The sequence below is a fragment of the Ferdinandcohnia sp. QZ13 genome (genome assembly GCF_031324165.1).
GTDB lineage: Bacteria > Bacillota > Bacilli > Bacillales > Bacillaceae_L > Ferdinandcohnia.
This window is the reverse complement of the sequence record NZ_JAVIVW010000001.1, coordinates 1,143,917-1,167,825: the sequence shown is the minus strand read 5'-3', so window position 1 is coordinate 1,167,825 and position 23,909 is coordinate 1,143,917. Positions and strand designations below refer to the sequence as shown.

Here is a 23,909-nt window from a genome sequence, read left to right as displayed (position 1 = left end):
AATTGAATGATTTTGTTGTTGGGGTTTTTGAAGGAGTTGTAATAATGAAAAAGCCGTTCAGGTGGATAACACTCTTGTTCCTATTAACCATCCTTGTCTCTTGTGGACAAACAGATGCTACTACAGGGGTAAAAAAAGTAGGCTTACTTGTACCGGATACAATTGATGATCAAGTATGGGGTACGGAAGGATATAAGGGATTATTGCAAATAAAATCAAAATTTCAGGTTGATGTCTTTTACAAAGAAGGAATTACGACGGAAACTGCGACTCGAACAGCAGTGAATGAATTTGTCGATAACGGCGTCAATTTAATATTTGGTCATGGAAGTGAATATGCTGAAATTTTTAATGAGATTGCAGGTAATTACCCTAACGTCCATTTCATTTTTTTTAATGGCGATACAAGAAAAGAAAATGTCACGAGCTTAAATTTTGAGGGACACGCAATGGGCTTTTTCGGTGGAATGGTCGCTGGGAAAATGACGAACAACAACAATGTTGGTATAATTGCCGCTTATGAATGGCAACCAGAGATCAATGGATTTTATGAAGGTGTTTTATTCCAAAATGATGAAGTTAATGTAGATATTGGCTATGTTCAAAATTGGGATGACGATGAGAAGGCAATTGCGATAGCAGAAAGAATGATAGCTGATGGTGTAGATATTATTTATCCTGCCGGAGATGGGTACAATGTTCCTGTAATAGAAAGGATTAAAGAAGAAGGCCTATATGCAATTGGCTATGTGTCAGACCAATCTGACTTAGGTAAAGAGACGGTATACACTAGTACGGTTCAGCATATAGATCAACTCTATCTATTAGTCGCAAATAAATTTAATGAAGGCGAGCTCGCATCCGGAACTCTTTATTTTGATTTTCAGGATGATGTGATCTCCATGGGTACCTTTAGTCCAAAGGTTGATAAAAAGTTTATAGAGGAATTAACAGGGTATATTGAAGAATATAAAAAAACAGGGGATCTTCCTTCAAAATAGAAGAAGCTATCACATCAGGTGATAGCTTCTTCTTATTTTTTTCGAAAAAAATCTAAAAGTGGGGAAAGGTCTTTGATTACAGGTTTAATTTTACCAATAGATGTCATAATATCATCTAGTTGCCCCATTAGTTGATTAAAATCAACTTCATCTGAATCGTTTGCTTTTGAATTTTTTAATGGTGCTCTGTTTTCATCTCTCCTTGTACGAGGGCCAAACATTAGACGATCAAACCGCTCCCTCTTGGGAACCTCACGTTCACTTTCTTGCTTCACCTGGGTTTCCTCTTGCTTTACATCCAAATCCTCATTCTCTTTATCCATTTTTTATCACCAACTTACATTTTAAATTTTATTACTTTATTCATATGTTGAACGATTAAAAAAGAAATAGGCCTGTATCTTGCATAACACTAGGCAAACGTGGAATCTTACAAAAAATAAAACCAAATAGTTGATATCAAGAAAAAAATGAATTAAAATTAGTACCAAGTCATAAGATTTGATAATAAAAACAGAATTTAACATGCTAATGCTATAAACTTAAGTTTTCTCATAAAAAAAGGGAGATGTTTGTATGGGTGTAGGAATAATCGGAATCAATCGATTCGTACCAGAAAGAGTGGTAACAAATAAGGATCTTGAAAAAATACTTGACACTTCAGATGAATGGATTCGAACAAGAACAGGAATAGAAGAACGTCGAATTGCAGATGATGATACAAATACATCTGATATGGCCTATGAGGCAGCACGGAAAGCAATTGATGATGCAGGAATTACCGCACTGGATTTGGACTTGATCATCGTAGCTACAGTTACGCCTGACCATCCATTCCCATCTGTAGCATGTATGATTCAAGAACGTTTGGGTGCAAAAAACGCAGCTGCAATGGATATTAGTGCAGCATGTGCTGGTTTTATGTACGGAATCATTACAGGTAAACAATTCATTGAAACAGGTACCTATAAGCACGTGTTAGTAGTAGGTGTTGAAAAACTATCAAAAATCGTTGACTGGAGCGACCGTAATACAGCCGTATTATTCGGAGATGGAGCAGGTGCAGCTGTCCTTGGTGAAGTTTCAGAAGGTAGAGGAATCCTTTCATTTGAATTAGGTGCGGACGGTACAGGTGGAAAACATCTTTACCAAGACGAACACATCATTATGAATGGTCGCGAGGTTTTCAAATTTGCCGTAAGACAAATGGGTGAATCAAGTGTAAATGTACTTGAAAAAGCTGGATTAAGACGAGAAGATGTAGATTACTTAATCCCACACCAAGCCAATATTCGAATCATGGAAGCTTCAAGGGAAAGACTTGAACTACCAGTTGAAAAAATGTCAAAAACTGTGGATCAGTTTGGAAATACATCCGCAGCCTCAATCCCAATTTCAATTGTGGAGGACATCCAAGCAGGAAAAATTAAAGACGATGACGTAATAGTAATGGTAGGATTTGGTGGAGGTTTAACTTGGGGTGCCATCTGCATTAAATGGGGTCGCTAAGCAAGTACCTTTACTAGGAAAACACCAATTATTGTAATAAATGATAGAAACTTTGAAATAGGTTGGAAGGAGAAAAGGTATGCAAAAGAAACGTGTAGTAGTTACTGGATTAGGCACAGTATCACCTTTAGGTAATGATGTGAAAACAACGTGGGAAAACGCAAAAAACGGAGTCTCAGGGATTGGTCCATTAACAAGAGTACAAATCGAAGGCTTACCCGCAAAGGTAGCAGCGGAATTAAAGGATTTTAATCCTGAAAATTATATGGACAAAAGAGAAGCACGTCGTATGGACCGCTTTACTCAATATGCAATGGCCGCTTCTTTAATGGCTGTTGAGGATGCTAAATTAACCATCACTGATGAAATCGCTCCACGCGTTGGAGTATGGATCGGTTCAGGAATTGGTGGAATGGAAACACATGAAGAACAGCACAAGATTTTCTTGGAAAAAGGCTATCGTCGTGTAAGCCCATTTTATGTACCAATGATGATTCCAGATATGGCAGCAGGCCAGGTATCAATTGCAATTGGGGCAAAAGGTATTAACACATGTACCGTTACAGCATGTGCGACAGGTACAAACTCAATTGGAGATGCGTTTAAAGTCATCCAGCGCGGAGACGCGGACGTTATGATCACAGGTGGAACAGAAGCACCATTAACGAATATGTCATTTGCAGGTTTCGTTTCGGCAAGAGCCTTATCGTTAAACCCAGATCCAAAAACAGCAAGCCGTCCATTTGATAAAAACCGGGATGGGTTTGTAATGGGTGAGGGCGCTGGAATTCTTGTTCTTGAAGATCTAGAACATGCATTAGCACGTGGTGCCCATATTTACGCAGAAATCATTGGCTATGGAGCTACTGGTGATGCACACCATATTACGGCTCCAGCACCAGGTGGAGAAGGTGGAGCTCGCGCAATGCGTCAAGCTATTGCAGATGCAGGACTTAATCCAAGTGATGTTGATTATATCAATGCTCACGGAACAAGCACAGATTACAATGATAAGTTCGAAACAGCAGCTATCAAAGAAGTATTTGCTGAACATGCCCATAAAGTAGCAATCAGTTCAACAAAATCAATGACAGGACATTTACTTGGAGCTGCGGGCGGTGTGGAAGCAATCTTCTCGGTTCTAGCAATTAAAGAAGGAATCATCCCACCAACGATTAACTATGAAACACCAGATCCAGAATGTGACTTAGATTATGTTCCAAATAAAGCAAGAGAGCAAGAAGTAAATGTTGCACTAAGTAATTCTCTAGGCTTCGGTGGACACAACGCAACCATTCTATTTAAAAAATATCAATAATGTATAGATAAGAGTCAGACTCAAATGGTCTGGCTCTTTTTTCATGAATTTGAATACAATAAAGTGTCTGTGAAAGGATGTGATGATGTGGGAGTAATACGTACCGATCAATGGCTAAAGGAATCAAAAGCAAATCCAGTTGAAGTTTGTAAAAAACTAACAAGTTTTTTTCCAAGAGGGGCTACTGCACGTGATATTTACGAATATCTTATGATGCACGGTATGTATAGGTCATCTTCTGCTAATATACTTGGAAGACTTCCGAAAAACGTATGGGGTTTGGTGGAAAAGGAATATGCTGACTTACAAAAACAATGGAACGGTCCAGACGTTCCGATTTTCATTTTCCCAGCTGACGCAGGAAACTCTAAAATCAAACGCGAGTTTAATGGGAAATCTGGTCTTGCCTTTAAGGACAAATTATTTCTATTTTTCTCACCACATAATACCCAATCAGAAATAAAAGCCGTTTTAACCCATGAATACAATCATGTATGTCGTTTGAAAAAACTCAAAAAAAATGAAGCTGACTTTACGCTTTTGGATACAGTGATATTAGAGGGGATTGCAGAGAATGCGGTCCGTGAACAATGTGGAAGCGCAAATCTAGTGGGCTGGACGAAGTATCACTCAGATGAGGAACTCCGAAAAATAGTCAAGCAACTCATCATCCCGAATCGAAATATGAAAAGAAATGAAAGAAAACATAACGACCTCTTGTACGGAAAGGGATTTTACCCAAAAATGGCCGGGTATTGCGCGGGCTATTATCTCGTCCGAAACCATTTGGAATCTAACAAACTACGGATTAAGGACATCTTTGCGATGGATTCAATGGAGTTTGTGAAGGAATATCTGTGATCTTTTAACCGCAGGGAAGGGGGACCTGGGGTTTTTTTGGATTTACAGCGGTTTTAGGTTTGATTACTATCAACCTGTTAAAAACAGCAAAGCATTGTTTATCCAAAAAGGTTGGAGTAGACTCAACCTCCTAGAAACAGGGAACTGGCGTCACTCGAGAAGACCTGGAGCGCTCCTAACCTCCTAGAAACAGGAAAGTGGCGTCACTCGAATAGACCTAGAGCGCCCCTAACCTCCTAGAAACAGGAAAGTGGCGTCACTCGAGAAGACCTGGAGCGCCCCCAACCTCCTAGAAACAGGAAAGTGGCGTCACTCGAATAGACCTAGAGCGCCCCCAACCTCCTAGAAACAGGAAACTGACGTCACTCCGGAAGTCCTGGATTACCTTCAACCTCCTAGAAACAGGGAACTGATGTCCTTCAAGAGGACCTGGTATCCCCAACAAACTAAAAATGGGAAAACTCACTACACCACAAATCAAATCGCTAGCTATATTCGTTAATTACAAATCGATAATATACAATAACTATTAATATCACTCAAAATAAGACGAATTTCCCAAACGCACATGTTTATAATTTTTTTGAAGTATTTTTCTGATTGTTTTCTTTGATTTTATAATCTTACACCAGTCATAAAGTGTATTGGTAGTAATTTTTTGGTCTGGAAACAATAGCGAAAACTCTTGTACACTCCTTAAAATTGCTACTTCCTTATCCTCTACAAAACCACAAGTTTTACATATTATTGTCTTAGTTTGCCCTGAATCGGACATATCTAAGTTTCCACACCTTACACACACAATCCCCTTTTCCATCTCATCGTAGCTATACTCTGGCAACAATGAATAAGGCGAGTCTTTAATATGCGAAGCCAAAAGCTTATTTGCAAGTCCTTGATGTTTTCCGTTCAATTTTGAAGACTGTGTATTTAGTTGTTTAATAAAGCGCTCAAGTTGAGTAGGAAAAATAATCGGTAGGTCGGGTGAAGCTTGGTAGAGGTAACATTCAGGGTTAATGAATACGAGGTGGCCCTCGACTGAAAAGTTCATACGGTGCTGTTGAAGTAATTGCCGAAAGAGAGATACACTCCGAGATAGTTGAATAAGCGGGTTTTTTATCTCCTTTCCAGATAGGAGCCGCAAACAATCGTCATCAAGCAAGTAATCCCCTTCATAATTTTTCACTTCAAAAATATGAATTTTGGGTTGAGTAATAAGGAGCGAATCAATTTGATAATGGGTATGGTTTGTTTCTAGAAGCAAGTCATTGATCATGAGGCAATCGAGGGAGAGATTGATCATGCGTTTGTCAAACCTCTTTTCTCCATCATAACCCTTTTTAAGTGAAATGATTTGATTCTCCGTTTTCTCGGAAACTTTGATTCGCGTTCGGATAAATCGTAAAAGGATCAATTCATCCGGAACGGTACGATTTTTAATAATCAAAACAACACATCCTTCCATAGATTCAAGAATATTGTAAATCCTAACTCCCAAACTTACAATTCGTATTCTTTGAAAGATGTATAGACAACTTATTGGAAAATTCCAATATATTATATATTTATAATATATTAAAATAATTAGAGTAAATAGAAAACTTGTTTGAAACCTTGATATTACAACATTTCTCCCATCTTTTGCTTTAAATATATAAAATTGTCTTGCAATTTTAACATTATAGTAATATTATTTTATTTACGAAATAAATGTGGCTAATCTAGAAGAATTTGGGGTGTTTTTATGCTACAGCCAAATAATGGAGCACCTTTGCTAGAGGTAAAGGGTTTAAAAACAGGTTTTAACATAGATGGAGAAATCTATCATGCAGTGGATGATGTTTCATTTACAGTTAATCCACGTCAAATTGTCGGAATTGTTGGTGAATCCGGGTGTGGAAAAAGTGTAATGTCAATGTCTGTTATGAAACTACTACCGGTAGGGATCGGAGAGATTACGGACGGAGAAGTGGTTTTCCAAGGAAATAATATTGAAAAACTATCAGAAACTGAAATGAATAAAATTCGTGGAAAAGACATTTCAATGATATTCCAGGAACCAATGACAGCTCTTAATCCTGTTTTCACAATTGGATTTCAATTAGATGAGGTTCTATTAAACCATCAAAATATCTCAAAGCAAAGAGCGAGAGAAATTAGTATTGAACTTTTAACTCAAGTGGGTATATCTCGTCCTGATAGCATTGTAGATGAATATCCTCACCAACTTTCAGGTGGGATGAGACAGCGTGTAATGATTGCAATGGCTATTGCATGTCAACCAAAACTATTAATCGCTGACGAACCTACAACCGCTCTTGATGTTACAGTTCAGGCGCAAATACTAGAACTCTTAAAAACGATTCAAGAAAAAAATGACATGTCAGTCATTTTGATCACGCATGACCTAGGTGTTGTAGCCGAGATGTGTGATGAAGTAATTGTAATGTATGCAGGTAAAATTGTTGAAAGAACGGATGTTGATACACTTTTCTACAATCCAAAACATCCATATACAAAACTCTTAATGGAATCTATACCAAAGCTTCATGAGGAAGTTGAAACATTAGGTTCGATTGAAGGAATTGTACCATCCTTAAAAAATATGCCGAAAGTGGGTTGTCGTTTTGCTGACCGCTGTCCAGCAGCAATGCCAGAATGTAAAACAATGACACCTGTATTGGCGGAAGTTGAAGATGGACATGATGTTTCCTGTCTATTGTATAAGAGTAGTCGACCTGTAGAAGAGGTGAAATAAGAATGGCTAATCCAACACTAGAGAAAAAAGACAATCTTATATTAGAAGTTAAAAATCTAAAAACCTACTATCCGATCAAGGGTGGGTTTATGAGAAAGACCATTGGAAATGTAAAAGCGGTTGATGGTGTTTCATTTGAAATTAAACAAGGTGAAACATTAGGGCTTGTTGGTGAATCAGGATGTGGTAAATCTACAACGGGAAGAACCATTCTTCGTTTACTTGAACCAACAGATGGTCAAATTCTTTTAGATGGTGAAGATATTACGAACTTAAAGGGGAAACGCTTGAGGGATATCAGAAAGGATTTCCAAATGGTGTTCCAGGACCCATATGCTTCACTAAATCCAATGCAGATGGTTGGGGATATCGTAGCGGAACCAATCATGAATTACACTGGAAAATCATTAAATGCGTTGAAAGATGAAGTAATAGATTTATTAAAAAGAGTTGGCCTTCCTGAGGATGCTTTTTATAAATATGCTCATGAATTCTCAGGAGGACAACGTCAAAGAATCGGAATCGCGCGTGCTTTAGCGCTTAAGCCAAAATTGATTATCGCGGATGAACCAGTTTCGGCGCTCGATGTTTCGGTTCAATCTCAAGTATTAAACTTATTAAAAGAATTACAAGAAGAGTTCGGATTGACTTTTTTATTCATCGCTCATGACTTAAGTGTTGTAAAACATATGAGTGACAGAATTGGAGTTATGTATCTGGGCGGTATTGTAGAAATTTCAGAGAAGGATGACTTATATGCTGAACCACTTCATCCATATACACAGGCATTGATTTCTGCAATTCCGGAGCCCGATCCAAGAAAGAAAAAGGAAAGAATTGTTCTTCAAGGTGATGTACCAAGTCCAGCAAATCCACCAAGTGGTTGCCCATTCCATCCAAGATGTCCAATGGCAATGGAGGAATGTTCGAAAGTTAAACCACAATTGAAGGAGGTGAAGCCAGGACATAAGGTGGCTTGTCATTTACACAAATAAATGGCAGAAAATTTTTAACACATACTTAAAGGGGGAAAACCTACATGAAAAAGTCAGCATTGTGGACAATCGTACTTTTGCTAGTTATGTCATTATTCCTAGCAGCTTGCGGTGGTAACGAAGAAAAAGCTGGAAAAGACAATGAAAAGACTGGCTCAGAAACATCTGAACCAAAAGAAGGCGGAAAAATCACTTTAGCAGTTGACCAAGCTCCTGAAGGTGTTTTTGAATCTGCATATTATAGAAGTGTTATTGATGCACAAATTCTAGGTTTTACTGGCGGAAGTATTTACAAAGTAAATGACGATCTAGAATATGTACCAAATCTTGCTGAATGGACAATCAGCGATGACAAATTAACGTATACTTTTAAATTTAAAGAAGGCGTTAAATGGCACAATGGTGAAGAGTTAACAGCTGATGACTATGCGTTTGCTCTAGAAACAATCGCAGACCCTGATTATGATGGTTCTCGTTTCAACTATGTTGAAGGAATCAAAGGTGCTGTTGAGAAAAAAGAAGGTAAAGCAGACCATATTGAAGGTGTTAATGTAATTGATAAATACACAGTTGCAGTCACTTTTAAAGAAGTAAAAATCAACAACTTAGAAAATCTATGGTCAGATCCAATGCCTAAGAAACATTATGAAGGTGTTCCTGTTGCTGAACTAGGAGAATCTGATCAAGTTCGTCTAAACCCAGTAGGTCTTGGACCATTCAAAGTGAAAAAAGTTGTACCTGGTGAATATGTTGAATTAGAACGTTTTGATGATTATTGGGAAGGAAAACCACTTCTAGATGGAGTAGTTATCAAAGTTATTGATCCTTCATTAGCAAACGGTGCGTTCCAAAATGGCGAAATTGATATTATGAACATTGCTCCTGCTTCTGTTAAAGAATTAGAAAAAATGGATCATGTTCGCGTAGAGGAAGCTACTGGTACTGTTTATTCTTATATCGGTCTACGTTTTGGTCATCGTGACCAAGCTACACGTACGAACGTAGCAGATTTTGATAAGTTTAAGTCTAAAGAATTACGTCAAGCGTTACTACATGCAATCGATCGTCAAGCAATGATTAATGGTTTCTTATCTGGTAAAGGTAAAGTATTCAACACAGTTATTCCTTCTGCTTTCTGGATGGCTGCTGATGATTCTGAACTAAACCAATATGAATTCAATCAAGATAAAGCAAAAGAACTATTAGCTTCAGCTGGTTATAAAGATGTAGATGGTGACGGATTTGTAGAAGATCCAGAAGGTAAGCCATTCTCTATCAAATTTGGTCACTATGCAGGTAATGCAACATTTGAAGGTCGTTCACAAGCAATCATCCAAAGCTGGAATGATATCGGTGTGAAAACTGAATTAGCAACTGGAAGTCTAATTGAGTTCAACCTTTACAACGAAATGAAAGACAACGACGATAAAGACTTAGAAGCATTCTTCGGTTCTTGGGGAACAGGTTCTGACCCAGATCCATCTGGTCTATGGGCTAATGATGCTGAGTGGAACTATGGCCGTTGGGTAAATGAAGATAGCCAAAGACTTCTTGATGAAGGCTTAAGTGAAAAAGCATTTGATAAAGAATACCGTGGACAAGTTTATGTTGATTGGCAAAAGCTATTCAATGAAGAATTACCAGCACTTCCATTATGGGAGAACATGGACCTTTATGGAATTAATGACCGTCTACAAGGCGTACATGTAAATGCTGTTGGATTCCAAGACAATGTTCATAAGTGGTATGTAACTGACTGATCGTAGGTTGGTAGAGTTCAAAAGTCACGATTTGTGGCTTTTGAACTTCAATTTTAAGTATGAATTTTTTAGAATAAGGAGAAATTAACATGCTCCAATACTCAATTCGAAGAATACTAGGCATGATTCCATTATTACTCCTTGCCTCAATTGTGGTTTTTTCCTTGGCGAAAGTGATGCCGGGTGACCCATTTGGAGGAGAAATTGATCCATCCAATACTGACCCTAAATACATTGAAGAAATGCGAGAAAAATTGGGCTACAATGACCCGATATATGTACAGTATTGGAGATGGGTAACTGATTTCGTTCAGGGTGATTTTGGTAAATCTACTACACATAAAATGGATGTTTCAAAGTTAATTGCTCAAAAAATTCCCAATACCTTATTTTTAGCAATTGTATCCTTATTTTTTACGTACATTTTTTCATTCTTAATGGGAATGTATTCAGGCCGAAGACCGTATAAACTTGGTGATAATCTTATTGCAAGTTATAACTATATAGGATTAGCAGTTCCATCGTTTGTTGCGGGTATTGTGGCAATCTATTTCTTTGCGTTTCAGCTTAATTGGTTCCCATTCAGTGGGTCGGTTGAAGTTGGACTTGATGAAGGAACTTTTCAATATTATGTAAGTAAATTTCACCATGTTATGTTACCAGCACTCGTTTTAGGATTAATGGGTACTGCATCATACACTCAATTTTTACGAAATGATATTATTGAAAACAGTCGTAAAGACTTTGTAAGAACAGCAAGAGCAAAAGGTACGAAAGAATCAACTATCTATAATAAGCACATTTTACGAAATTCTATTATTCCGTTAGTAACATTTTTAGGATTCGATATTGCTACCTTAATAGGTGGTGCGGTTATAACTGAAACGATATTCACATACCCAGGAATCGGACAACTTTTCTTAGAATCCGTTAATACAAGGGATTATGCTGTTATGATGACGATCACAATGTTACTTTCATTTTTAACACTTTTCGGAAATCTTATCGCAGATTTACTGTATGGAATTGTGGATCCGCGCATTCGATTGGATTAAGGAGGAGAATAAATGGAAGTAGTTACTAATACAAATGTAGATTCATCAAAAAAAGAAACAAAAAGCCTTTCTCCTTGGGCGATAGCCAGAAGGAAATTTATGAAAAACAAACTAGCTATGGTCAGTTTAGTTTTTCTAATCTGTATTGTTTTAATAGCTATTTTTGGACCTATTTTTAATAAGCAAGATATTGTTCGTGTTGATTTCATGAACATGAGGAAAGAGCCTTCATCAGTAAATTGGCTCGGTACAGATACAAATGGTCGGGACGTATTTGCAAGAATGTTGCACGGTGCGAGAACATCATTGATGATTGGATTTTCGTGTACAATCTTTATTACGTTAATCGGAACAATTGTTGGTTCTGTTGCAGGCTATAATGGTGGGAAAATAGACCAAATGTTAATGCGTTTTACAGATTTTGTTTTAGTTTTCCCATTTATGATCTTTGTAATTGTTTTAAACAGTATTCTTACTGGCAAGGTAACTGGAACATGGACTCTAATTATTGTGATGAGCTTATTAAGCTGGGGTGGAGTTGCTCGTATTGTTCGAAGTAAAGTTTTAGCAGAAAAAGAAAATGAATATATTCTTGCTGCGAAATCGATTGGGACAAGACCATCAAAGATTATTATTAAGCATCTATTACCTAATGTTTCTTCCACGATCATTGTACAATCGACATTAATTTTGGCTGTTATGATTGTTGCTGAATCAGGTCTAAGTTTTCTAGGCTTTGGGGTACCAACGAATACACCAAGCTGGGGAAATATGTTAGCGGAAGCTAGGGATGCTGATGTTTTACGTAATATTACTTGGATGTGGGCTCCTCCTGCAATAGCGATTACATTAACAATATTATCTATTAATTTCATAGGTGAAGGGTTAAAGGATGCACTAAATCCAAAATCAAACCGTTAGCAGATCTATCACAATGTGTGATGGATCTTTTTTTTGGTTGTAAATTTTATCGATTCAACGCTTTTTTGCGATAAAGTATTATATCGAAAAAACAAAAAAACCACTTTTTAACCAAGATATATTACGAATATTTCTTTTGTAAACCCGATTATATCAATTGATTCAAGAAATAATAATGACAATAATAAAAATTATCTTGCAATTTCGACATAGTTTTAATAGAATTTTAAATAGATTAAGAGAAAATAGAGTTTTCACTCTTTAAAGCAAATTAATTCAATTTTAAAAATTGACTTGTATTTGTAATCTTTCTGTAATAAAATTTAGGTGATTCTTTTGTCAGATAATTTAGTACGTTTTTTACTTTAAAGCTTTACTCTGGTAAAATAAGAGAATGCTAGAAACTTTTGGTTGATATTTCAATAAATATATTATATTTTGAATAATGAGTGAACTTGTTTTGAGTTCCGATAAGGAAGGTGAACCTAATTTATGTCTACATTACTAGAGGTAAAAAATCTTAAAACATATTTCTACAAAAAGAAAACAGTAATACCTGCCGTAGATGGCGTTGATTTGAAAATAAATAAAGGTGAAACCTTGGCTATAGTAGGTGAGTCTGGATCAGGGAAGAGTATTACCTCACTTTCAATTATGAAGCTCGTACCTAGTCCAGCTGGAAAAATCGTTGAAGGTGAAATCGTCCTTGATGGTAGAGACCTTGTTGATTTATCTGAAGCTGAAATGTGTAAGGTTCGTGGAAATGAAATATCAATGATTTTCCAAGAGCCAATGACGTCTCTTAATCCAGTTCTTACTGTTGGTGAGCAAATAATTGAGGTACTGATGTATCACCAAAAATTGTCCAAAGTAGAAGCAACTAAAAAAGCAATTGAAATGTTAGAATTGGTTGGATTCTCAAGGGCAGCTGAATTAATTAATGATTACCCGCATCGCCTTTCGGGTGGTATGCGCCAAAGGGTTATGATAGCTATTGCGATGAGTTGTAATCCAAAGCTTCTAATTGCGGATGAGCCTACAACAGCCCTTGATGTTACCATCCAAGCTCAAATTCTTGACTTAATGAAGGATCTTAGTCGTAAATTTGATACTTCAATTCTTTTAATAACACACGATTTGGGCGTTGTGTCGGAAGTAGCTGATAATATCGTAGTTATGTACGGGGGCCAAGTTGTTGAGCAATCACCAGTAGATGAATTATTTGATGAACCATTACATCCATACACAGTTGGACTGATGAACTCAATACCTGCAATAGAAGGTGAAATTGAACGCCTTCAATCTATCGAAGGTAACGTACCATCACCTGAAAATATGCCTAAAGGATGCAGGTTTGCTCCGCGCTGTTCCAAAGCTTTTGATCGCTGTTTTGCAGAAGCTCCTCAGCTAAAACAAATGGGTAAAGAACGAGCAGTTCGCTGTTTCCTATATGAAGACGAGGGGGCTAAAGCATGACTACAACAAATATAGATAAGAAAGTTGATTCATCACAGGAAAATAGTAATATCATTCTTGAGCTTCAAGATGTAAAAAAATATTTTCCAATCAAGGCTGGTCTTCTACAGCGAAATGTAGGTAATGTTAAAGCGGTTGACGGCATTAGCTTACAAATTAAAAAAGGGGAAACAATTGGACTAGTTGGGGAGTCTGGCTGTGGGAAATCTACAACTGGAAGAACCATTATCAGATTGTACGAACCAACTGATGGAAAAATTATTTTTAAGGGAAAAGACATCACACATATGTCTGAAAGTGAGCTAAGAAAATCCGTTAGAAGAGACATTCAAATGGTATTCCAGGATCCTTTCGCTACCCTTAATCCTAGAAAAACATTACGTTCTATTATTAAAGAACCACTAATTACTCATAAATTATACACGGCAAAAGAACGAGAAGAAAAAGTAAAAGAATTAATGGAGACTGTTGGACTGAACGCGTCATATATCAATAGATATCCACATGAATTCTCGGGAGGGCAGCGTCAAAGGATTGGGATAGCAAGAGCACTCGCATTAAATCCTGAATTGATTATCGCTGATGAACCCGTTTCAGCACTTGACGTGTCGATTCAAGCACAAGTAATAAACTTAATGGAAGATCTACAAGAAGAATTTGGCCTAACGTATATTTTTATCTCACATGACTTAAGTGTTGTTAGACATATAAGTGATAGAGTAGGAGTTATGTATTTAGGTAGAATGATGGAATTAGCAAATAAAGAAGATTTATATGCTGAACCACTTCATCCATATACACAAGCATTATTATCAGCGGTTCCTGTTCCTAAAAAAGTAGGGGCAATTAATAGAGAACGAATTGTACTTAAAGGGGAGCTACCAAGCCCTTCAAATCCACCAAGTGGCTGTGTGTTCCACACAAGATGTCCAGCAGCAACAGATATTTGCCGCCAGCTGGTACCTGAATTTAAAGAAGTTAAACAAGGGCATTTTGTTGCATGTCACCTTTTCGAGTAAAGGTGGCTGCACAGAAAATATATAGATTCTTTGAAGGGAGGAGATGCCACCTAAGAGGGATCATTCTAAGTAGTAAAAACTAAAAATTCTAACAAAATGATAGGGGGAAAAAACGTGAAGTTAAGAAAAAGCTTATGGCTATTTTTAGTCCTAACACTTGTAATGTCACTTTTCTTAGCAGCTTGTTCCGGTGGCGAAAAAGCCGGTACTGACACTGAAAAAGAAGAAACACCTAAGGAAGAAACACCAAAAGAAGAACCAAAGAACACTGATCCTGTAACGGGTGGAGATTTAATTATTGGTTCTGCTGGTAGTCCAACATTGTTTAACCCATATTTCTCAACTGATACAGCGTCAAGTGATATTGAGGGGTTAATCTATAACGCACTTGTTAAAACAAATAAAAATCTTGAAACTGAGCTAGACTTAGCTGAAAAGATTGACGTTTCTGATGATGGTTTAGTTTATACTGTTAAGCTAAGAGAAGGCGTAAAATGGCATGATGGTGAAGAAATGAATGCTGACGACTTAGTATTTGCTTACAGTATGATGAAAAACCCAGATGTAGTTTCTGAGCGTAAATCAAACTTCGAAAGCCTAGAAAAAATTGAAAAAATTGATGATTACACTGTTAAATTTACTTTGAATAAAGTAGATGTAACTTTCTATCCAACTACATTAGGATCATATGGTCCACTACCTGAGCACATCTTAGGTGATGTTGATCCTGCTACATTACATGAAAATGAATTTAATACTAAAAATCCTATTGGTACAGGTCCATTCAAATTTGTAGAATGGAAAGATGGCGAGTATGTAAAGGTAGAAGCTAACGAAGATTACTTTGAAGGTCGTCCATACTTAGATACAATCACAACTAAGTATGTTGCAGATGCTAATGCATTAATCGCAGCATTACAAGCTGGGGAAATCGATATGTACAATGCATTCCCTGGTACAGAGATTGATACTGTAAAAGCAATCGATGGTGTTAAGATTGAAGAAGATCTAGCATTATCTTATACATTCCTTGCATTCAATCAACAGGATAAAAGATTCCAAGATAAAAAAGTTCGTCAAGCGTTTACTCACGCTGTAAATAAAGAAGCAATTGTAGAAAGCATTATGAATGGTGCAGGTCAACCTGCAGAGGCTCCTGATAGCCCATTAATGTGGACATACAATGATGATGTTCCAAAGTTTGAATATGACTTAGAAAAAGCAAAACAATTACTTGAAGAAGCTGGTTGGAAAGATACTAACGGTAATGGAATCATTGATAAAGATGGCGAAGAAATGTCATTCTCTATCAAAACAAACCAAGGTAACAAAGTCCGTGAAGACATTGCTGTAGTGTTACAACAACAATTTAAAGAAATTGGTGTTGAAGCAAAACCAGAAATCGTTGAATGGTCTGCGTTTATTGATGCTATCTCTGCTCCAAACTGGGATTATGAGGCTATGATTCTTGGTTGGTCATTATCAACATTCCCTGACCAATATGATATCTTCCACTCTTCACAAGCTGCTGAAGGCTTAAACTTCGTATGGTATAAAAACGAAGAAGCTGACAAGTTAATGGAAGAAGCAAGACAAACAACTGATAGAGATCGTTATGTAGAAATCCACAAAGATCTATATCAAATTCTTGTTGAAGACCAAGCTTACACATTCTTGTATTACCCAATTGAGTACCGTGCAATGCCAGAAGAATTACAAGGTTATGAGTTCCATTCGAAAAATCAATTATTTAATGCACACAAATGGTGGTTACAAACTGCTAAATAATAAAAGACAAACATGATAGTTGCAGAGGGAAGGGTAAATTTTCCCTTCCTTCTTTTTAAATACTGAAAATAACTGGATACCTGTATCTAGATTGAACATAGAATATGAATTTATTAAAAAGTGAAGGAGAAATAGCTATGGTCTCTTATATCATCCGTCGAACATTAATGGCTATTCCCCTATTATTAGGAATTACCATCGTCTCATTTGCTATCATGCATATGGCCCCGGGTGACCCGACTGCACTCATGATGGATCCTAATATTAGTCCAGCAGATAGAGAAGTGGTTATGGAGAAATATGGTTTCAATGACCCAGTCCATGTACAGTATTTCAAATGGTTAGGCAATATGCTCCAAGGTGACTTTGGAGATTCCGTTATTAATAAAGGAAGAGATGTTTCTGAATTGATTTGGAATCGATTGCCGAACACCCTGTTGTTGATGGGAGTATCTACGATATTAGCAATCGCAATTGCAGTACCATTTGGTGTAATTTCAGCTGTACGTCCGTATTCTAAGGTAGACTATACTGTTACCGTTTCGTCATTTTTAGGACTCGCTATTCCAAATTTCTGGTTTGGATTAGTGTTAATTATGGTGTTCTCAGTTCATTTACACTGGTTCCCGGCTTCAGGTACATCTACACTAAATGCTCCTTTCAGCATTTGGGATCGAATTCACCATTTAATCTTACCGGCCTTTGTTTTAGCCACGGCAGATATGGCAAGCTTAACAAGATATACTCGTTCAAGTATGATTGAGGTTGTTAACCAAGACTATATGAGGACTGCTAGGGCAAAAGGTTTTAGAGAAGGAAAGGTTATTGCAAAGCATGGATTGCGAAATGGTCTAATTCCGGTTATAACAATTTTTGGAATTATGATCCCGAGCTTTATTGGTGGTTCAGTTATTGTTGAATCCGTGTTTGGATGGCCAGGCCTTGGTAAATTATTCGTTGATTCAGCATTCCAACGTGACTATCCGATTGTAATGGCAATAACAGTAATTTCCTCCGTATTAGTAGTACTAGGAAATCTTTTAGCCGATATTCTGTACGCTATCTTTGATCCGAGAATCGAATACTAAAAGGGGGGAAGCAAGATGGCACAACCGAATTTAGCACATGGAAACGATATAGAATTGCAAGGTTTATCTACAAAAGCAGATACATTGACGAAAATCATGGTACGAAAGTTTTTTAAAAATAAGCTCGCAGTCATCGGTGCAGTATTATTGATTCTGATTATTTTTTCAGCAGTATTTGCACCAATATTAACACCACATGACCCGGATAAACAAGACTTGTTTAAGAGACTTGCAGACCCAAGTAAGGAACACCTTTTAGGTACAGATACATTTGGTCGAGATATCTTAACACGATTATTGTATGGGGCTAGAATTTCATTATTAGTTGGTTTTGCTTCAGTTGCAGGTGCAATCACAATTGGTACAGCCCTTGGAGCTATAGCAGGATATTTTGGTGGTATTGTTGATGCATTGGTCATGAGATTTGTGGATATCATGCTATCAATTCCACAAATTTTCTTGCTAATCACACTTGTAACACTTTTTAAGCCAGGTGTAGATAAGTTAATCATTATTTTTGCCCTTACAGGGTGGATGACGACAGCCAGATTAGTACGTGGTGAGTTTTTATCCCTTCGTAGTCGAGAATTTGTATTAGCATCAAAAACAATTGGAACAAGAAGCTTTACAATTATCTTCAGAGAAATTCTACCTAATGCTATGGGTCCAATTATCGTTGCGGCTACACTAGCAGTTGGAGGAGTTATTTTAGCAGAGTCTGCTCTTAGTTATCTTGGATTAGGTATAATGCCACCAACACCAAGTTGGGGGAATATGCTTCAAGGTGCACAAAGTATTACAATCATGCTTAACCAATGGTGGGTTCCAACTGCTCCAGGTTTAATGATTTTAATTACAGTACTATGCTTTAACTTTGTAGGTGATGGTTTACGTGATGCACTTGATCCAAAAATAAATGAGTAGAAAAAGCCAAGATGCCATCTTGGCTTTTTCTTTTGCCTCAAAACTTTACATTAGACATCTTTTGTGAGCTTTGACCATATATTATAGTAAGAAAATAGGACGAGCAGGTGATTTCATTGAGAATGCATTTTGATCACAGTCTTATTGTTTGGTATACAGATGGTTAGGGCTTTTTTCTTTTTAGTTGGATTTGGGCTTGCGGTTTGCGGAGGAATTTCTACCATTGCTTATTTAAATTTAACCACTACAGGTCTAACTTTTTTGGAATACCTACAATTCATAAGTAAAAGGATCGAATGCTATTTACTTGTAGTGGGCTTTGTGATGATTTGTTTGAGTATTTACTATCCATCAAAAACATCCAAAAAAGATTAAAACGTGTAAGTATTTTCTAACAATACAAGAATAATTTGGAATAAAATTTCCTCATTCTGCCTATACTGTTGACAAACAGCTTTGAAGTGAGGGGTAAAAAATGTTGTTTCTTCATGATATTTGGGTAAATTGGTTTGAAGGTGAAGAAAATGGTTACAACGTTTGTCACTTCCATGAATGGCGCAAGGATGATAGTGTTGAACTGTTAGACCAGGTACCTTTGCTAAAAATTGAGTCTCCGTTGTTTAACTACATTGAAAATGATTTAATGGAACTTCCACAACAACTTCTTATGGATGTTCACCAAAAAGCGTATGTTCGTAAAAATCACGAACGGATTCAACTCGATTATTGTTTTGTTGTAACAGACGGTCATGGAATTATGGCGATAGACACAATAGGCTACAACATCCCGATTCGGAAAAGTCGATTGATTCCAAGGCAGGAACAGCTCGTTTATGAGATGGTGAATGGTCATGAAGCGATTCCTTATACCTTTGATAGTAAGGATAGCACAAAGGAAAAGGAATATCATATTTTGTCTCCTTCGCCGATTGAAATGGCTGGCCTAACCCGCAAGGAAAGGCAGCTAAAGCAACTACTTTTTATGGCTTTAGATCAGTTAGCCTCAACAAAAAATGTAGCGGAGATTAGGTATTGGTATACGGAGTGGAATCCTTCGCGATACCAAGAAATTCAAGAAATGCATTTCGAAGAAGTTTGGCAAAATCTCTATGAAGAAACAAGAAATGGTTGGACAAGCAAACATGTTCAATTATGTGAAAACTTAATTAAAGGTCAACCATTTTTTGAAAAGCTTTGGGAAATTGAACATGAATCAAAAGTGTAATGACATGAAAATTAATTGGAAAAAGGATTTGTTCGTAAACAAGTCCTTTTTCCTTTTCATTATTTTCTTTTTCTTCCTAGTCCCATTGCATTTTCCATTTTCTTGACAGTTTTACTTGCCACATTATTTGCTTTTGCAGCTCCAGCATCGAGGATATAGTCTAGTTTAGATGAGTTTAGAATCTCGTAATATCTTTCTTGAATTGGGCGAATTTCGTTCAATACAACCTCTGCAAGGTTAGCTTTAAATTCTCCGTATCCTTTTCCTTCATACATGGATTCGATTTCCTCGATGGATTTGTTACTGAAATTGGAATAGATGGTAAGTAGGTTTGAAATACCAGGTTTATTTTCCTTATCAAATTTCACAATTCCCTCTGAATCTGTTACAGCACTTTTAATCTTTTTCTCAATTTGCTTAGGATCATCGAGTAACGCAATATAGCTTTTGGGGTTTGGATCGGACTTGCTCATTTTCTTTGTAGGATCCTGTAATGACATAATTCTTGCGCCTTCTTTAGGTATTCTGGCATCAGGTATTGTGAAGATTTCGCGATACTTTTTGTTAAATCTTTCAGCAAGGTCACGTGTTAATTCGATGTGCTGCTTTTGGTCTTCACCGACAGGAACAAGATCCGCATTATATAGAAGAATATCCCCAGCCATTAGAGGTGGGTATGTTAATAATCCAGCTACTACCGCTTCTTTTCCTTGTGATTTATCTTTAAATTGAGTCATTCTCTCTAGTTCACCGATATAAGAGACACATTGTAACATCCAGCCTGCTTGAGCATGTGCTGGAACCTCTGACTGAATAAATAGAGTTGCTTTTTCTGGGTCAAGCCCAATTGCGAGATATAAAGCAGCTAAGCTTCTGATATTTTCCCGTAGTTTTTTTGAGTCTTGCGGTACAGTAATCGCGTGTTGGTCCACAATACAATAGAAGCAATTATATTCATTTTGCAATTCGACAAATTGCTTCATTGCTCCGATATAGTTACCCAATGTTACAGAGCCACTTGGCTGAATACCTGAAAAAATAGTTTGCATGTTGTTTCTCTCCTTTTTAAAAATATGGATGATAAAGAGTAGGGTAAGCCAAAATAAAAAACCACCCGCACCTAACAATTAAATGTTAGGGACGAATGGTTACCGCGTTGCCACCCTAGTTATTTTACTCAAATCGAGTGAGTAAAATCTCTCGTATCCTTGTAACGTAAGGAACACGTCTTCACCTACTACAATTTCAGCAAAGATGCTCAAAAGTCCATTCCATATGCACCATTACCTGTTCACACCAACCACAGATTCTCTGTAAGAGGAATTCCCTCCCTAATGGTTTTCATATGTACTACTCTTTTTCATAGCCCGTTATTCATATTATTTTTATTATAATCTTTTCATTTCGAATTGCAAGTAGTGAAGCAAAAAAACGGAGGAAAACATATAAGCCCAATACGCATAAGTTATACCGTTTTGAAACAACATAAGTATCGTATTACTTTCGTAACAAAAAAAGGAAAATACATATTAGGAGGTCATCTGTTTGAGAAAAATGTCGTTGATATTAAGTATACTCTTAGCAAGTACTATTGTACTTTCGGCCTGCGGCACTTTTGATAATGGCAAAAAAGAAGGTGGCGGAGCCGAGGGGGAAGGTGCAAAGCAAGAACTAAGAATTAATATTAGTTCTGAACCTCCAACATTACACCCTGGCTTAGCAACGGACTCAACATCTGGAGTAGTATTGAACCATGCTTTTGAAGGTTTAACTCGAATTAATAAAAATGGCGAGCCAGAAGAAGCAATGGCGGAAAAAATTGACGTTTCTGAAGATGGAAAGACGTATACCTTTACAATCCGTGATGCTAAATGGTCAAATGGGGATCCTGTTACTGCCCACGACTTTGAGTATGCATGGAAATGGGTATTGGTGCCAGGAAATCAATCTGACTATGCGTCACAAATATACAATTATGTCGAGGGAGCAAAAGATGCGTATAATACTCCCGATATTTCAATTGAAAAAATGGAGAATGTCGGAATTAAAGCAATTGATGATAAAACACTTGAGGTAAAATTAGTAAACCCAACCGCTTATTTCCTAGAATTAACGGCCTTTTATACTTATTTTCCCGTTAATAGTAAGATTGCGAAGGATAATCCTGATTGGGCAAATCGGGTGGATGAATCTTATGTTTCAAATGGTCCGTTTGTAATTGCAGATAAATCAGCAAGCATTACTCTTAATAAGAATAAAGACTATTGGGGTGCTGATTCAGTCAAGCTTGAGAAAATTACGATGGATATGATAAATGATCCGAATACTGAATATCAAAGCTTCAAAAAAGGAGAGTTGGATTGGGCTGGTGCACCTACATCAGCATTGCCGACTGATGTAATCCCTACGTTAGATAAAGAAGGAACTCTTCAAAAAAGCCCTATCGCTGGAACGTATTGGTATAAGTTTAATATTAATAAAGAGCCTTTTCAAAATGAAAATCTTCGAAAAGCCTTAGCGTATGCTATTGATCGAAAAGCGATTGTTGAAAATATAACCCAAGGTGGACAAATTCCCGCAATGGCTTTAGTTCCATCGGCAATTCTTAAGGAAAATGAGAAGGGTTATTTCAAAGACAACGACGTAGATGCTGCAAAGGAACATTTACAAAAAGCATTGGATGAACTTGGATTATCAGATGTATCTCAACTTCCTGAGATAGCTCTTTCCTATAATACTTCAGAAGGACACCAAAAGGTTGCACAAGCTGTTCAAGATATGTGGAGAAAGAATTTAGGGGTAAACGTAACGCTAAATAACGCTGAGTGGAACGTGTATCTTGATAATATTGACCAAGGTAATTTCCAAATTGGTCGCGCAGGCTGGTTGGCTGATTTTAATGATCCCGTAAACTTTCTTGAAATTTTTACAGTACCACAAGGAAATAATGATACAGGGTGGACAAGTGAGAAGTTTAATAACCTGCTTGCACAAGCAGCTAAAGAAACAGACAAAGATAAGCGACTTAGTTTACTAAAAGAAGCTGAGCAAGTAGTAATCGGAGAAATGCCTATTGCCCCCATTTATTTCTATACCAACAACTGGGTTCAAAATGAGAACTTAAAAGGTGTAGTTATTTCTCCATTAGGAGATGTTCAATATAAGTGGGCTTATTTTGAATAACTCAATCTAGAAAAAAGTAAGGTATATAGTTGGCCTATATACCTTACTTTTTGAAAAGGTCAAAAGTGCTAGCAATGGGAGGTGTACGAAGTGGCAATTTATATCATTAAGAGATTAATCTACATGCTCGTTTCTCTCATCTTGATTGTAACCGCCACATTTTTCTTAATGCAGGCGGCTCCAGGGGGTCCATTTACGAAGGAAAAGGATGTCCCTCCAGAAATTGAAGCAGCTTTAAATGCCCATTATGGTTTAGACCAACCGTTATATAAACAGTATTTTGACTATTTGTATGATGTGGCTAGATGGGATTTTGGTCCTTCCTTTAAATATAAAGCAATGACCGTGAATGAAATTATCAATAACGGCTTTCCCATTTCCCTTTTTTTAGGGATAGAATCCATCCTGATTGCAATTGCGTTTGGTGTTGTATTAGGTGTAGTTGCCGCCCTTTATCACAATAAGTGGCAGGATTATTCAGCGATGATTGTTGCAGTTTTGGGAATATCCGTTCCAAGTTTTATTTTGGCAACGGTTCTCCAATATGTATTTGCCATTAAGCTAGATCTTTTTCCAGTTGCGAGATGGGAATCGTTTATGCATACGATTTTGCCTGCAATTGCTCTAGCTTCTTCACCAATGGCGTTTATCGCACGATTAACTCGTTCAAGTATGCTCGAGGTACTGGCCAATGATTACATAAAAACAGCTCGTGCTAAAGGATTAAAGAAAGGTACGATTACCATTAAGCATGCGATCAGAAATGCAATGCTGCCTGTTGTCTCCTATATGGGACCTTTAACAGCAGGAATTTTAACAGGTAGTTTTGTAATTGAAAAAATCTTTGGAATACCTGGATTAGGGGACGAATTTGTAACGAGTATCACAAACCGTGATTATACCGTAATTATGGGAGTCACAGTTTTTTATAGTATCTTACTCTTGATTTCCGTTCTCCTTGTCGATATTTTGTACGGATTTATTGATCCTCGTATCAAGTTATCTGGGGCAAAGAAAGGGGAGTAACG

21 protein-coding genes and 1 other annotated feature are annotated in these 23,909 nt (G+C 37.1%); of the genes, 18 read left to right on the top strand and 3 right to left on the bottom strand.

Going from position 1 to position 23,909, the window contains the following annotated elements:
* Positions 1 to 44 precede the first annotated feature (44 nt).
* Positions 45 to 1,001: a BMP family ABC transporter substrate-binding protein gene (locus tag RGU12_RS05635; RefSeq protein WP_309535187.1), complete on the top strand. Its 957-nt coding sequence runs from the start codon at positions 45 to 47 to the stop codon at positions 999 to 1,001.
* 32 nt (positions 1,002 to 1,033) lie between these two features.
* On the opposite strand, the gene RGU12_RS05630 is transcribed toward RGU12_RS05635, so the two are convergent.
* Positions 1,034 to 1,324, bottom strand: a complete 291-nt coding sequence (locus RGU12_RS05630; RefSeq protein WP_309535186.1) for a hypothetical protein — start codon at positions 1,322 to 1,324, stop codon at positions 1,034 to 1,036.
* 253 nt (positions 1,325 to 1,577) lie between these two features.
* Here RGU12_RS05630 and RGU12_RS05625 point away from each other — a divergent pair, with 253 nt between their 5' ends.
* The 3 genes from RGU12_RS05625 to RGU12_RS05615 all read left to right on the top strand — a co-directional run bounded on the left by RGU12_RS05625 (position 1,578) and on the right by RGU12_RS05615 (position 4,689).
* A complete protein-coding gene (locus RGU12_RS05625; RefSeq protein WP_309535185.1) occupies positions 1,578 to 2,510 on the top strand; it encodes a beta-ketoacyl-ACP synthase III in 933 nt (310 codons plus the stop codon).
* A 79-nt stretch (positions 2,511 to 2,589) separates the two neighbouring features.
* Entirely contained in the window at positions 2,590 to 3,828 is a 1,239-nt protein-coding gene (gene fabF / locus RGU12_RS05620; protein ID WP_309535184.1) for a beta-ketoacyl-ACP synthase II, read from the top strand.
* An 87-nt stretch (positions 3,829 to 3,915) separates the two neighbouring features.
* Positions 3,916 to 4,689, top strand: a complete 774-nt coding sequence (locus RGU12_RS05615) for a DUF2268 domain-containing putative Zn-dependent protease (protein WP_309535183.1) — start codon at positions 3,916 to 3,918, stop codon at positions 4,687 to 4,689.
* 535 nt (positions 4,690 to 5,224) lie between these two features.
* Here RGU12_RS05615 and RGU12_RS05610 read toward each other — a convergent pair.
* Entirely contained in the window at positions 5,225 to 6,136 is a 912-nt protein-coding gene (locus RGU12_RS05610) for a nuclease-related domain-containing protein (RefSeq protein WP_309535182.1), read from the bottom strand.
* A gap of 297 nt (positions 6,137 to 6,433) precedes the next feature.
* Here RGU12_RS05610 and RGU12_RS05605 point away from each other — a divergent pair, with 297 nt between their 5' ends.
* The 12 genes from RGU12_RS05605 (at position 6,434) to RGU12_RS05555 (ending at position 19,698) form a co-directional block, all read left to right on the top strand.
* A complete protein-coding gene (locus RGU12_RS05605; RefSeq protein ID WP_309535181.1) occupies positions 6,434 to 7,447 on the top strand; it encodes an ABC transporter ATP-binding protein in 1,014 nt (337 codons plus the stop codon).
* A 2-nt stretch (positions 7,448 to 7,449) separates the two neighbouring features.
* Positions 7,450 to 8,442 carry an ABC transporter ATP-binding protein gene (locus RGU12_RS05600; protein WP_309535180.1) on the top strand — a complete coding sequence of 331 codons (993 nt, stop codon included), beginning with the start codon at positions 7,450 to 7,452 and terminating at the stop codon, positions 8,440 to 8,442.
* Positions 8,443 to 8,486: 44 nt separating this feature from the next.
* Complete coding sequence (opp4A, locus tag RGU12_RS05595) at positions 8,487 to 10,202, top strand: oligopeptide ABC transporter substrate-binding protein (protein ID WP_309535179.1); 1,716 nt, start codon at positions 8,487 to 8,489, stop codon at positions 10,200 to 10,202.
* A gap of 89 nt (positions 10,203 to 10,291) precedes the next feature.
* Positions 10,292 to 11,257: an oligopeptide ABC transporter permease gene (gene opp4B, locus RGU12_RS05590; protein WP_309535178.1), complete on the top strand. Its 966-nt coding sequence runs from the start codon at positions 10,292 to 10,294 to the stop codon at positions 11,255 to 11,257.
* 12 nt (positions 11,258 to 11,269) lie between these two features.
* Positions 11,270 to 12,178: an oligopeptide ABC transporter permease gene (gene opp4C / locus RGU12_RS05585; protein ID WP_309535177.1), complete on the top strand. Its 909-nt coding sequence runs from the start codon at positions 11,270 to 11,272 to the stop codon at positions 12,176 to 12,178.
* Positions 12,179 to 12,670: 492 nt separating this feature from the next.
* Positions 12,671 to 13,654: an ABC transporter ATP-binding protein gene (locus tag RGU12_RS05580; protein WP_309535176.1), complete on the top strand. Its 984-nt coding sequence runs from the start codon at positions 12,671 to 12,673 to the stop codon at positions 13,652 to 13,654.
* Complete coding sequence (locus RGU12_RS05575) at positions 13,651 to 14,673, top strand: ABC transporter ATP-binding protein (protein ID WP_309535175.1); 1,023 nt, start codon at positions 13,651 to 13,653, stop codon at positions 14,671 to 14,673. Before RGU12_RS05580 ends, RGU12_RS05575 begins: the two co-directional genes overlap by 4 nt.
* Before the next feature lie 114 nt (positions 14,674 to 14,787).
* Complete coding sequence (locus RGU12_RS05570; RefSeq protein ID WP_309535174.1) at positions 14,788 to 16,461, top strand: peptide-binding protein; 1,674 nt, start codon at positions 14,788 to 14,790, stop codon at positions 16,459 to 16,461.
* A gap of 137 nt (positions 16,462 to 16,598) precedes the next feature.
* Positions 16,599 to 17,549, top strand: a complete 951-nt coding sequence (locus RGU12_RS05565) for an ABC transporter permease (protein ID WP_309535173.1) — start codon at positions 16,599 to 16,601, stop codon at positions 17,547 to 17,549.
* A gap of 15 nt (positions 17,550 to 17,564) precedes the next feature.
* Entirely contained in the window at positions 17,565 to 18,473 is a 909-nt protein-coding gene (opp4C, locus tag RGU12_RS05560) for an oligopeptide ABC transporter permease (protein ID WP_309535172.1), read from the top strand.
* A 159-nt stretch (positions 18,474 to 18,632) separates the two neighbouring features.
* Entirely contained in the window at positions 18,633 to 18,848 is a 216-nt protein-coding gene (locus RGU12_RS23830) for a YuzI family membrane protein (protein WP_483867251.1), read from the top strand.
* 100 nt (positions 18,849 to 18,948) lie between these two features.
* Positions 18,949 to 19,698: a YjbA family protein gene (locus RGU12_RS05555; protein WP_116351123.1), complete on the top strand. Its 750-nt coding sequence runs from the start codon at positions 18,949 to 18,951 to the stop codon at positions 19,696 to 19,698.
* 59 nt (positions 19,699 to 19,757) lie between these two features.
* Here RGU12_RS05555 and trpS read toward each other — a convergent pair whose 3' ends face one another.
* Positions 19,758 to 20,747, bottom strand: a complete 990-nt coding sequence (gene trpS, locus RGU12_RS05550) for a tryptophan--tRNA ligase (RefSeq protein WP_309535171.1) — start codon at positions 20,745 to 20,747, stop codon at positions 19,758 to 19,760.
* Positions 20,748 to 20,831: 84 nt separating this feature from the next.
* Positions 20,832 to 21,071 (bottom strand) — a binding site (T-box leader).
* Between the two features lie 181 nt (positions 21,072 to 21,252).
* Here trpS and RGU12_RS05545 point away from each other — a divergent pair.
* The gene (locus RGU12_RS05545; RefSeq protein ID WP_309536275.1) at positions 21,253 to 22,881 is read left to right on the top strand and encodes a peptide ABC transporter substrate-binding protein; all 1,629 of its coding nucleotides are present in this window, start codon (positions 21,253 to 21,255) and stop codon (positions 22,879 to 22,881) included.
* A 90-nt stretch (positions 22,882 to 22,971) separates the two neighbouring features.
* A complete protein-coding gene (locus RGU12_RS05540) occupies positions 22,972 to 23,907 on the top strand; it encodes an ABC transporter permease (protein WP_309535170.1) in 936 nt (311 codons plus the stop codon).
* Positions 23,908 to 23,909: the final 2 nt, after the last annotated feature.